General features: G+C 44.4%; 10 protein-coding genes, 1 tRNA gene and 1 pseudogene. 8 read left to right on the top strand and 4 right to left on the bottom strand.

Annotated features, from left to right (window positions below; all coding sequences use genetic code 11):
* Positions 1-645 (top strand): annotated as a pseudogene (locus tag BLU87_RS03120) (IS6 family transposase); the annotation flags it as partial.
* A gap of 191 nt (positions 646-836) precedes the next feature.
* On the opposite strand, the gene BLU87_RS03115 reads toward BLU87_RS03120, so the two are convergent.
* Both BLU87_RS03115 and BLU87_RS03110 read right to left on the bottom strand, forming a co-directional pair.
* Positions 837-913 (bottom strand) — tRNA-Arg (locus BLU87_RS03115).
* A gap of 136 nt (positions 914-1,049) precedes the next feature.
* Positions 1,050-1,730 carry a DUF1573 domain-containing protein gene (locus tag BLU87_RS03110; RefSeq protein WP_092344585.1) on the bottom strand — a complete coding sequence of 227 codons (681 nt, stop codon included), beginning with the start codon at positions 1,728-1,730 and terminating at the stop codon, positions 1,050-1,052.
* 160 nt (positions 1,731-1,890) lie between these two features.
* On the opposite strand from BLU87_RS03110, the gene hpt reads away from it, so the two are divergent.
* Both hpt and BLU87_RS03100 read left to right on the top strand, forming a co-directional pair.
* Entirely contained in the window at positions 1,891-2,418 is a 528-nt protein-coding gene (gene hpt / locus BLU87_RS03105; protein WP_092344583.1) for a hypoxanthine phosphoribosyltransferase, read from the top strand.
* Between the two features lie 112 nt (positions 2,419-2,530).
* Entirely contained in the window at positions 2,531-3,565 is a 1,035-nt protein-coding gene (locus BLU87_RS03100; protein ID WP_092344581.1) for a DUF3426 domain-containing protein, read from the top strand.
* A gap of 103 nt (positions 3,566-3,668) precedes the next feature.
* Here the strand turns inward: BLU87_RS03100 and BLU87_RS03095 are convergent, their stop codons facing one another.
* Complete coding sequence (locus BLU87_RS03095) at positions 3,669-3,836, bottom strand: DUF362 domain-containing protein (RefSeq protein WP_092344579.1); 168 nt, start codon at positions 3,834-3,836, stop codon at positions 3,669-3,671.
* A 231-nt stretch (positions 3,837-4,067) separates the two neighbouring features.
* On the opposite strand from BLU87_RS03095, the gene BLU87_RS03090 reads away from it, so the two are divergent.
* Positions 4,068-5,333: an acetate kinase gene (locus BLU87_RS03090; RefSeq protein ID WP_092344577.1), complete on the top strand. Its 1,266-nt coding sequence runs from the start codon at positions 4,068-4,070 to the stop codon at positions 5,331-5,333.
* Positions 5,334-5,442: 109 nt separating this feature from the next.
* Here the strand turns inward: BLU87_RS03090 and BLU87_RS03085 are convergent, their stop codons facing one another.
* The gene (locus BLU87_RS03085; RefSeq protein WP_092344575.1) at positions 5,443-6,330 is read right to left on the bottom strand and encodes a radical SAM protein; all 888 of its coding nucleotides are present in this window, start codon (positions 6,328-6,330) and stop codon (positions 5,443-5,445) included.
* Positions 6,331-6,488: 158 nt separating this feature from the next.
* Here BLU87_RS03085 and BLU87_RS03080 point away from each other — a divergent pair, with 158 nt between their 5' ends.
* The 4 genes from BLU87_RS03080 (at position 6,489) to BLU87_RS03065 (ending at position 12,437) form a co-directional block, all read left to right on the top strand.
* On the top strand, positions 6,489-7,145 hold the full coding sequence (locus BLU87_RS03080) for a fumarylacetoacetate hydrolase family protein (protein WP_092344574.1): 657 nt from the start codon (positions 6,489-6,491) through the stop codon (positions 7,143-7,145).
* Complete coding sequence (locus tag BLU87_RS03075) at positions 7,142-8,050, top strand: Rossmann-like and DUF2520 domain-containing protein (RefSeq protein WP_092344572.1); 909 nt, start codon at positions 7,142-7,144, stop codon at positions 8,048-8,050. The genes BLU87_RS03080 and BLU87_RS03075 overlap by 4 nt, the downstream gene beginning before the upstream one ends.
* A 113-nt stretch (positions 8,051-8,163) precedes the next feature.
* Positions 8,164-10,272: an HDOD domain-containing protein gene (locus BLU87_RS03070; RefSeq protein ID WP_092344570.1), complete on the top strand. Its 2,109-nt coding sequence runs from the start codon at positions 8,164-8,166 to the stop codon at positions 10,270-10,272.
* The gene (locus BLU87_RS03065; RefSeq protein WP_092344568.1) at positions 10,269-12,437 is read left to right on the top strand and encodes an EAL domain-containing protein; all 2,169 of its coding nucleotides are present in this window, start codon (positions 10,269-10,271) and stop codon (positions 12,435-12,437) included. Before BLU87_RS03070 ends, BLU87_RS03065 begins: the two co-directional genes overlap by 4 nt.
* Positions 12,438-12,466 lie beyond the last annotated feature (29 nt).

Here is a 12,466-nt window from a genome sequence, read left to right as displayed (position 1 = left end):
TATGGCTCTACTACAGATTCTCGCTGAGCTATAGAGAAGTGGAAGAGTTACTCGCTGTCCGAGTCGTGGAAGTCAGTTACGAATCCATCTGGAAGTGGTGCCTTAAATTTCCATCCTCTTACGCAAAAAATCTGCACAAGTCTGCTGGTCAGGCTGGTGGTATCTGGATGAGGTTTTTATCAAAATACGGGGCGAACAGCACACCCTTTGGCGAGCAGTCGATCAGGATGGTGATGAAATCGACATCTTGGTTCAACATAAGCGCAACAAACTAGCGGCGCTTCTTTTCTTCCGCAAGCTGTTTCGAAAAACAGGCGTACGTCCATACAAAATCGTAACCGATAAACTCCGTAGCTACCGAGCCGCGTTGAAAGAGTTATCAACCGGGCACCACATGAGACGGGTCGGTATCAAAATAATCGAGCGGAACTTTCGCACCAACCCGCCCGACAGCGTGAACGAAAAATGAGGCGTTTCAAGTCACAAAGACAAGCCCAACAATTTCTCTCCTTTCATAGTCTGGTAGATAGCCTTTTTCGTCATCAACGCCATTTACTGAGCGCAAAAAGCTCCCGCACCCTTCGTGATCGAGCCTTTGCAATTTGGGAGCAGGATACCTGCGCCCGCAATCCAACGTGGTTGTAATGTGATTTGCTCGGCAAAGCAGCCTATTTATGCTCTGTATTCGTTAAGTTGACAATACCCTTGGCAGGGGAAAACAGCCGTTTTCGGGTGTCCAATCGTCAAAACCGTCACATGACTGTCACAGAATCGTCACAAAAACGTCACAAAGACAAAAAAAGGTCAGCAGATAACTGCTAACCTTTTGATTTTATTGGCGCGCCCGATAGGATTCGAACCTATGACCTCTGCCTCCGGAGGGCAGCGCTCTATCCAGCTGAGCCACGGGCGCATAAGCTGTAATGTATACGCTATCCCGGTTGTTATTGCAACTGGAAATCCCAGACACAATGAGTTCCTTTTAGCACAAACAATTCCTTCTCCCGATCTAAATAAAGCTCTGACTGGGGGGAAGGCAATTAACCCTTTTATTTCTGTGACAAGCGGGCAGAAACAGGAATTTTTAGTTGAGGGAGTGTGGTAAAGTCGCTGTTAATTACGACATAACCAGCCAGGCGTTTTTTACCGTCAGGAAACTTTGCCGAAACAGTTAAACGAACTTGCTCACCGGGTGCGATGATTCGCGCTGAGAGTTCAGCATAAATTTGGTCACTGGTTATTTGGGGTTGCTGCAAGGTAATTGATTGCTTTGATCTGTTAACAATCTCAACTTCGGTCTGCAAAGTCGCCCCTTTTTTCACGAGTCCCCAATTAATTCGCTCGGGCTGCAAAAATAATTCTGCCTTCACTTTGCCACGCAGATTAAAGGTGATCGCCGGATGTTTGGGGTCATTTGTTTCAAAGGTCACCATTTTTTGCACTTCACCACGAAACCCCTGCGAATTGAATATTAACTGTAACTCTCCGATAGCTCCTGGAGCCAGCTTGCGGGTTGTCAATAATGCTGCTGTACAACCACAGGAACTGTGCAAATTGCTGATATTTAGTATCTCGTCACCGGCGTTACGAAAACGGAAGGTATGGGCAACCTCACCCCCCTGCTTGATCTCGCCAAAATCATGATTCAAGCCCTCCACAACGAGTTCGGGAGCGGCAAATACCGGCGTCGATAAAAGGAGCAACAGTAACAATAGACAATAAGCACGCATAGAAAGTCCTTCTTTTCCTGATTGATTTTATAACAACGCTGAATCATAGCATATTTTCTATCGTCAAAACACCTCTTCTAACTGCAGTTGCAATTGACAGGACGCCTTTTTTCCTGCTAGGTTGCTGACAAATTAAACCGATTATGGAGTTATAAATAATATGGCGGAGCAAAACCGCAAAATTCTTTTTTCGCGCGAAAGAATTGCTGCTGAAATTAAGCGTCTTGGACAAGAAATCAGTCAAGACTATGGCGATGAGGAAATCATGCTGGTTGGGGTCTTGAAAGGCTCCTTTTTATTTATCGCGGACTTGATCAGAGAAATCAAGTCACCATCGGTCGTCGATTTTGTCCGCTTAGCTAGCTATGGATCGGGCACCCAAACATCCGGGATTATCGAGTTCCGCAAAGAACTGGAGATGCCGATCACAGATCGTCACGTCATCGTCATTGAGGATATTGTTGACAGTGGCTATACCCTAGAATGCCTGTATAATAAATTACTCCTCCAGAAGCCCCGCTCCTTAAAGATATGTACGTTGATCGATAAAAGAGCTCGGCGTGAAGTGGCAATTGAAGCGGACTATATTGGAATAAGTATGGACGATGGTTTCATTATCGGTTATGGCCTTGATCATGACGAAAAATACCGGAATTTACCGGATATATATATCGTTGAAGAGGCTTGACCCATCTAAGCCGGGTCGAGGTCAAAAACTAAAGAAACCGTATGAGCTGAGTGTAAGATATTAGCAAAGTGGCAACCAATAAAGAGGTTACCCCGACAAAGGAGGACGCCTGATGATCATTACCTGTCCCAAGTGTTCGACCAGATTTAATATTGACTCCGATCGGATTCCAGACGGAGGAGCGAAGGTCCGTTGTGCCCGTTGCAAGAACATTTTTCTTGCTGAAAAACCTCTGGAACAAGACCTGCGTCCCGCCGATTCTGCAGAGCCTTCGCAGCAAGAGATCATCACTGAAGAACCCCCCAGTGAACCGATGTCAGGAGACAATGACTTCAGCTACGACAAATTCCAAGAACTTGATTCCAGTGTCACGGCGGAGGAAACCTTCTCTTTCTCGGCACCAGACGATGCAGAAGAAGAGTTCACTTTCACTGACACGACGACGGAGCAGGTCAGCACCATTGAAAAAATAGTGAACGCGACAAACAACGAAGAGACGGCTTCCGCCCCAACGACAGATGAACATGTTAGCGACGAGACAAAAGCCGCTTTCGAAGCTCCGGCAGAGCCAGAATTTCCGGCCCCAACCATCCCGGAGAAAAAGTCTGGAGCGGCTTCCAGCCTCATCAGAATTCTATTGCTCTTGATTCTGGGGATTCTGATTGTCGGTGGAGTGTTTATCTACATGAATGGGACAGAGCAACTTAATCAAACAATGCAACAATTTTTCGGACAACAAAGTGATCGGCCGGTGCAAACCGGCCAGATTACCCTTAAGCAATTAGAGGGTAAATTTATTCAGAATCAAATCGATGGAGAATTCTTTCTGATCCGTGGTCTAGCCGTGAATGAATTTGCTGAAGCACGAGCGGCAATCCAGGTGAGAGGGGTTATCTTTGATCAAAATGGTAAACCGTTACTGCAAAAAACGGTCTTTTGTGGTAACCCGATCGACGATGAGAAAATTCAATCATTGTCTTTCCTAGAGTTGGAAAAAATCATGGGAAACCAGTTTGGCAATGAACTCAGCAATATGAATATTGCCAATCAACAAGCAATTCCCTTTGATATTGTCTTTAAAGATCTGCCCAAAAATCTATCAGAATTCAGCGTCAAAGTCACATCCTCTAAGCCTGCTACAGAATAAACACTTAACCTTCCAGCGAAATATTTCCTCCCCAATGTCCATAAAAAAAAACGGTAACCATCCAAGACAGCTACCGCTTTAATTTGTTGTAAATCCGCGTTGATCAACCTGCAGAAATAGCTTCTACCGGGCAAGCATCAACACAAGAACCACAATCAGTGCAAACATCAGGATCAATGCTGTAAATATCACCTTCGCTGATTGCTTCAACAGGGCAAGTGGGCAGGCAAGCACCACAAGCAATACACTCGTCTGAAATTACATGAGCCATAGGTCTTTCCTCCTAAAAATGTAGATTGGCCACCCGACTATCGGATGCATTGTTCTGTCTTTTAACAGATATTCAATCCCCTGTCCAGAGCAGAAAAGACCTTGCCACAAAACCATTATTTAGGCTAGTTTGTTGATCAATTTCCTAGATAACCTCTTCTTTCGAAAGAGGTTGGCTCCAGCTTGTCAATTGTAAATAACCAGATAGAATAGATTCTAAGGAGAGGTGGCTATGGACATTCTGGCACTAAACTGCGGTAGTTCTTCGGTAAAATATCAACTTTTTGACTGGGCGAAAAAAGAGGTTATCGCTAAGGGGATGGTGGAACGTGTCACTATTGGTGATTCTTACATCATTCATGAAGTCTCTGGTCGCGACACTTATCATGAAGAATATGAATGTCCTGATCATAAAACCGCTGTTCATCTGATTGTCAAAATCCTCACGGACAAGACTCACGGGGTTCTGGAGGATATCACCAGCATTTCAGCCGTAGGTCATCGGGTTGTCCACGGGGGGGAAAAATTCACGAAATCGGTACGTATCGACGCAACAGTTCTCGATGCCATCAAAGAAGTACAACACCTGGCTCCGTTGCACAACCCACCCAATATTGCAGGGATTGAAGCGGCTCAGGCAAATCTCCCTGATGTGCCCCACATTGCAATTTTTGACACGGCATTCCATCAATCTATGCCCGAATATGCATATACTTACCCTGTTCCGCATCAATGGTATCAAGATTATGGGGTCCGCCGATACGGCTTCCATGGCACAAGTCACCTCTATGTTTCCAAGCGAGCCGCAGCTCTTTTAGAGAAAGATCCGCAAGACTGCAACCTGATTACCATGCATATTGGCAATGGTGTTTCTCACACGGCAATCAAAAATGGGCTATCAATCGATACCTCAATGGGACTCACCCCGCTGGAAGGGGCCGTTATGGGGACCCGCTGCGGCGATATTGACCCGGCAATTCCAGCATTTATTATGGAACGGGAACACCTTTCTCCTCATGAAATCGATAGCATCCTCAACAAAAAATCAGGGATCTTAGGGATTACGGGTGAATTTATCGACCGCCGTGACGTCATCGAAGCAGCTGAGGCTGGAAATGAACGCTGTGTTCTGGCATTGGCCATTGAGGGCTACCGATTAAAAAAATATATCGGCTCTTACTGTGCGGTTCTGGGTCGCCTTGACGCCGTTGTCTTTACTGCAGGAGTTGGTGAAATGGGTTGGCTTATCCGCGAAAAAGCTCTTGAAGATCTGGAGCATATCGGCATCAAACTCGATAAGGACAAAAACCGCAGAACAATGACCCGCAAGAGAGAAACCACCATCACCACGGATGATTCACCGGTCAAAGTTTTCGTCATTCCAACAGATGAAGAGTTAGTTTTTACGGAAGACGTTGTGGCCATCATGGAAGGGACTTACACTGATCACATGAATTTTCAATATTCATTTGCCAAAAGAACTTTTCAGCGTAAATAAGGGTCACAAAGGTCCATTAAAGAGCACAGGTCAGTCCCCACTTGCTGACCTTGTGCTTGATCAACCACAGGATCCAGCTCAGAAAAATACTCAACGAAGAGGAACAAAGTTAAAAGTACGCCTCACCATAATCCGGCACCATGGCACACCAATCGGGATAAGAGCGGGCTTTTTCGAGCGTCGCTTCTGTTTGCATGATAATTCGCTCTCTGTCTTTAGGATAGCTCCCGGCCAGATTCAGCATGTTTGACACGTGATTCGAGCGCAAAATCGTTTTGTGCGGTCGTAAGTGCTGCACCAGAGTCAACGCTTCTTCAAGAATTCCCTCATTACTTAACGGTTCAATCTGAGCAAAGTATGCATCATTGTGGCGCTGGAACAACGTTAATAAGGAAAAATACTCGGGGGAAAGCTGATTGATCCATTTCGCTGTGGCCAAAGCATGTTCATGGCTGCGACCGCGCCCTGCCAATCCCAAAATAGCAGTCACTGACAATTTCAAACCAGCCGCTTGCGCCTTCCGGCAAAGATGCAGCATCTCGTCTGGAGAATAACCCTTGTTAACCGCCTGCAGTGTTAACGCGTCCCCGCTTTCAAGTCCAAAATAAAGGATGCGCAACTTGCGTAATTTCAGCTGTTGTAATTCAGCCACATCCTTAGTTGTCAGACTTTTAGGCGAAGCATAAATTCCAACGCGGTTCAAATTGGGGAATTTTTGCTTCAAAAGATCAAGAATGGCAATCAATTCTTGTTGTGGATAGACCAGAGCATCCCCATCTGCGAGAAAGATACGCTGATAGTGGTTACGGTGCTCCTGAGGTATCATCTCGATCTCCGCAGCAATATCGGCCACTCGGCGCAGGGCAAACGTCTTCATCTTATACATGCCACAAAATTTACATTGATTCTGGCTGCAACCTATCGTGATTTGCAAAATCAATGATCGTGCTTCAGAGGGTGGTCTGAAGACCGGCTCGTTGTAGTTAAAATAGGACATCGGCTCTCCTTTTTCGGCAAACATTATCCTAACATAGAAAAAGGCTCCAAATGAACAACAACAGAACTTGCATTTAAGAGACAAAAGCCGCTATCTTTCTACTCTGAACTGCAAAATAGGCTACTTCCATAGAATGGGACATTCAAGGAGATACAAACATGCATCAAGTGCAGCTAAAAGGGGCAAAAGACAACTATATTGTCGGCAAAATCGTTTGTTTGGGACAAAACTATCTGGATCATATCCGCGAACTCGGCAGTAAAATGCCTGACCGTGCTGTGATTTTTTGTAAACCTCCCTGCAGCTTGCTTGCTGATGGCGGGAAAATTGAAATCCCGACATATTCCAATGAGTGTCACCATGAACTGGAGTTAGCACTCTTGATTGGTAAACAAGGGAAAAACATTCAGGAAGAAGATTCGTTGTCACATGTGATCGGCTATGGCATCGCTCTGGATCTGACCCTTAGGGATATCCAGAGTGAACAAAAAAAGAAGGGTTTACCTTGGGAGATCGCCAAAGGCTTTGACACCTCCTGTCCGATATCCGCTTTCACCCCGACTGACGCAAACATTGATCCCAATAATCTTGAACTAGAACTGCGGGTCAATGGGGAAGTTCGCCAACAAGGGAATACAAATCAAATGATGCGATCTATCGAAAAAATCATCGCAGAAATATCGACTGTCTACACCCTGGAAGTTGGTGATATTATCCTGACTGGCACCCCTGCTGGCGTGAGTCAAATCGTCTCGGGTGACAAACTTGAAGGCAAGATAGAGCAGCTTGGATCCCTACAGGTTTCGGTTGCATGAAGCAAAGTATTGCCCTCATCGGTCCCGGCCGAGTTGGTTGTGCCGTCGGCAAACGTCTCCACCTCGCTGGATACCCGCTAACAGCCATCATCAGCCGTAGCCGTGAAAGGGCAGAAGAGGCCTGTTCCTATATTGGTTGCGAACAGGCTTCAGCATCTGCACAGCTGACAGCGGCCTCTGACGCACAGATCATCTTGCTGGCAGTGCCGGATGATCATATTCAAAATACAGCATCGAAATTTCTCCGCCTGTGCCAACACCCAGAACAGACCACACTCATCCATTTCAGCGGTCTTCATTGCGCTGAAATTATGCGGCAGAAAACCTCGTCTGCGATGCTTTTGTCTCTCCACCCCCTGCTCCCCTTTGCTGACCGACAAAAAGCTTTCAAGACCCTCCATCTGTGCCCATGTGCCATCGAATCTAACAGCTCACAGGCATTGACCTTAGGTCACGAACTGGTCTCTGCCATGGGTGGTCAACCTTTTATTCTTGATGCGAGGACAAAACCCCTTTACCACACTGCTGCCAGTATGGCTTCAAACTACCTCGTAACGTTGCTTGCCGTTGCCCGGGATCTGCTGGTGAAGTGTGGAATATCATCCGACAAGGCGCTGCCCATGTTGTTGCCGTTAGTGCAAACATCCCTCGACAATGTCAAAGATCTTGGCCCGGAACAAGGCCTGAGCGGACCGCTTGTCCGTGGTGATATCGGGACTGTTGCTGCCCACATAAAAGCCTTAAAAGATGAAGCACCAGATCTTTTACCACTCTATCTACAACTGGGAAAACTGACAGTGGATATCAGCCTGGAGTCAGGCCGTCTTGAGCAGAGGAAAGCCACAGCAATCAAAAAGCTCATAGCTTTTAATGGAGAAAACCCTTCAAGGGAGACAAATAATTAAAATTATTTGTTTTATTTTATTTTTAGAGTAAAATACTGGGATATAGATCATCTTAAATAAAGATCAATTACTCGAGCATTCAATTATCGTCCGAAGAAAGGGTTACGATAGACATGCAGTGTCTCTACTTAAGAGATAAGAGTTATGCCGTTGAAAACCTCCCTTCAGAGCCCAGTCTTTTGGTTGAGTTACTGGAACTGTGTCATAACGACAATGCTAATTTTGAAATGTTCTCAACCGCAATCAAAAAAGATATCAGCTTAACGACCAAGATATTACAGGTGGCAAACTCCCCTATTTATCGACAATGGAATGAAATAACCGATATCCGCAGAATGTTGATTGTCTTGGGAATGACGAATGTTCGCAATATTATTACCACCTGCGCCATCCAACAATTTTTTTCTAATTTCACCCAAGATTTCAATAAGCATGTTCAACTTATATGGTTACGAGCGTTGAACTGCGCTAACCTTGCTGAACGGCTTGCCAAACTCGTAGGCTATGACAACCCTGGCGAGGCGTTTCTTTCTGGCCTGCTACATCAGGTTGGCATGCTGTTATTAATCCTGAACCGTGAAGAGGACTATGTCCCCCTGTTAGAACGTTACTACCAGGAGACCGCAAACTTTCATAATCTGGAACAGGAAATCCTTGGTGTTGAGCATTGTGAGCTAGGTGCTGCACTTGTCCAGAGCTGGAATCTAGACTCTTTTCTTGCTGATGCCATCCAGTTCCAAAACGCCCCTGCTGACGAACTCTACAATTCTCCGACCTTATTGAAAATTCTTGCCGTTGCCAGCCCTCTCAGTGCGAATAATAGCGCTCGTGACAACTCTCTCCTCAGAGAAAAAGCGGGGCTCTTGTTTGATCTAACTGAAGATTCCATCCTGGATTGCCTGACTATGGCCTCCCAAAAAAGTGAAAAGATGATCACCGATCTTGGTTTTAGTCATCGCCTCAGAATAACAGAAGATGAAATGGGGGCTTTTAGCGCGACGGAAAATGAGAGTAACCGCAAAAAATTGGCAGAAAAAATCCATGATATCACCCTCAGTAACAGCATCGGCAAAAGTGAAAAAGCTGAACTGCTAGAATTCACAAAAGAGGTCAGAATCTATTTCAATGCGGTTTTCAACCTGAACCAACTTTTCTTTTTTAAACTCGCAGAAGACCAGACAACACTCTGTGCGGTCAACGATCTGAAAATCAATCAACTTTCAGAGATCGAATTCAAGGTCGAAGATAAAAACAGTCTTTTAGTGAAGTCATTCACCGATAAAAAAGCCCTTCTATCCTCATCCGCGCGTTGTTCTATCGCAGATCAGCAAGTTATCAGGCTATTAAATGCAGAGGCCTGTTACTTCTTACCTGTCCACCATAATGGTATTGGTATCGGTGTCCTTGCCCTCGGTACCTCTGCACAGGAGTGGCTAACGCTGAAAAGCAAGTCGTCCTTACTGAAATTAATCAGCAGTGAAATTGCCAAAAACTATTTTTCACTGGAACAAGGGAAATCACAACCGATCGGGATGCCTTTGGTTGATTTCAAAAAAGTGGCTCACGAAATCAGCAACCCGCTGACGATTATCAATAATTATTTATATATGTTGGGGAAAAAGATCGACACCGATCACCCAGCGCAGGAAGAGTTAACCTTTATCAGCGAAGAAATTGAACGTGTTGGCAACATCCTGCTACGCGCTAAAGACCCTGAGGCACCCGCCAGAGAAAATGATAAAACGGTCAACATTAATAAACTACTAACGGAACTGGATACACTGTTTAAAAATTCGCTCTACAAAACGAATCAAATACAATCAACCTTACATCTGGATCAACAGGTTCCAGTTCTCTGTTGTCCAAAAGACAAGCTCAAGCAAATACTGATAAATATTATTAAGAATGGTGTTGAGGCGATGCAGAACGGTGGCACGGTAACAATCACAGGGAGAGATAATGTTTATCAAAATGGCAAACAATATGTTGAAATCACGATTAAAGACAATGGTCCGGGGATCGATGCTGAAATCTTGAAGAATCTATTCAAACCAGTCACAAGTACCAAAGAAGGACACTCTGGTTTGGGATTAACCATTGTCAACACCTTGGTAAAAGAGCTTTCAGGAAGTATCTTTTGCTATTCAAATCAAGATCAGGGGACCGAATTCAAAGTTCTTATCCCTCGCAAACTCAAAGAGAGTGAGATTGAACTGAAATGATTGATATTGGTCATTTCAACAAAAGTCAACATGATCATCTAGAAGCAAAAAATGGCAAGATTCTGATTGTCGATGATGACGTTGCAGTAGGGCAAAGTGTTAAGGGGATACTTGCATTCAACGGGATGAGTGCTCATACCGTCGCGGGTGGGCACGCTGCGATTGAAGAGCTGAACCACAATGACTACGTGTTGACTCTCCTTGACTTGAATATGCCCGATATGGGTGGCGAAAAGGTTCTTGAATACATCAACAATAACGCTATTAATACAAATGTTATCGTTATCAGTGGCGAATCTGAAATAAAGAAAGCCATTCATGTCCTCAAAAATGGTGCACGAGATTTTATTCGTAAGCCCTATTCTGCAGACGAACTGCTGTTTTCAATCAAAAATGTTCTGGAGAAAATCTACCTGGAGCAAGACAATAAAGAGATGATTGGCATGTTAGAAGAGTCTGAAGCTCTTCACCGCTTCATCGTTCACAATTCGCCAGATCTTTTGTATATGCTGGATCGAGATGGTTATTTCGTTTTTGTGAATAGAAATACCATAAAATTACTTGGTTACAGCAGAAAAGAAATTATCGGCAAACATTACCGGGACGTGGTCCACCCTCAGGATCGAGATCGGGCCAATCTTTTCTTTACGAAAAAACAGTTTCCTAAGAACAGTGAAAGTCAGGAGATAAGGTTACAAGGCAAAAGAAAAGGGACACTCTTACACGTTGAAATTCGAGCCATCAATATAGAAAAAAAGGTTTCTGGGGGATATAAACTTGGCAGAAACGACAAAAGAAAAGAAAATTTCATTGGCACCTATGGTGTAGCACGAGATGTCTCAGAACGAAAAAAAGCCGAAGAAATCATTCGCTTTCAGCACAACCATGACTTACTCACCGGACTTCCAAACAGATCATTATTGAATGACCACTTGACCTCCCTGATCGCACATTCACACAAATCCATGGTAAAGTTTGCCCTGTTGTTCATCGACATTAACCGTTTCAAGCTGATTAATGATAGCTATGGGCAGAGTATTGGTGACGAAATACTCCGGAACCTAGCTGAAAAATTGAGACGCTGTACTCGTGAAGAAGATACTCTCGCTAGACTGGGAAGTGACGAATTCATCCTCCTTTTACCGGAAATAGAATCCGTTGATGACGCGATGACGACGGCCAATAAAATCGCCAATGAGACGGCCCTGCCCTTCAAGCACAACGGCCATGAAATTCACATCACCCTAAGTGTTGGTATTGTCATTTATCCAGAGCACGGGGTGACAAAAGAAGAACTCATCAAGAACGCCGATACGGCGGTCTGCTACGCCAAGACAAACACAAGAAGCAGGCATTGCCTCTACAGTAACAAACTAAAAAACAAACACAGTCATACCGTATTTGTTGAAAATTTTGTCCGAGATGCAATTAAAAAAGATCGGTTTCTGGTTTTATATCAACCGCAGATGGATTTAACCTCCGGCAAGCTCCATGCAGCTGAGGCGCTGGTAAGAATCATCTCTCCCGAGAATACTCTCGTTCTCCCCGGTAAATTTATTGATATCGCGGAGGAGACATCCCTCATCATTGATATCGGCGAAATTGTCCTTAAGAAAGTCTGTCATGATATTCATTGTTGGAATAAAAAAGGGATACATCTGCAAATTTGTATCAATATATCTGCAATAGAACTGGCAATGGATAACTTTGCCGAATACGTCATCGAAACCCTGAATAGTTACAACGTTAATCCTAAAGAGGTTGAACTCGAAATAACAGAAAACATTCTGGTTAAGAACCTGAATAGAACCTTGTCAAATATTGTAAAATTAACCGATACAGGGATTAAAATTGCCATTGACGATTTTGGCACCGGCTATTCATCCCTTAGTTATCTGAATCATCTGCCGTTAAATACTCTAAAACTGGATCGTTCTTTCATGCAAAAAATTACGTCGGAAAACATGCAGGACACGATTATCCCTGCCATCCTCAATGTCGCAAAGGGTTTGCAACTCGACTTCATTGCTGAAGGGGTCGAAACCCCGGCACAACACCAATATTTAATAGATCAAGGTTCTTGTATTGCGCAAGGATTTTACTATAGTCGACCGATTGAAAAAAATCAGCTGATAAGCTTTATTAATAAATATGGGATAAAATAATATTTGGACACAGAAGGGAAATAAAGCCC

Source organism: Desulfuromusa kysingii, assembly GCF_900107645.1.
GTDB lineage: Bacteria > Desulfobacterota > Desulfuromonadia > Desulfuromonadales > Geopsychrobacteraceae > Desulfuromusa > Desulfuromusa kysingii.
Note: the sequence above shows the minus strand (reverse complement) of the source record. Positions and strands in the feature narration are given on the sequence as shown.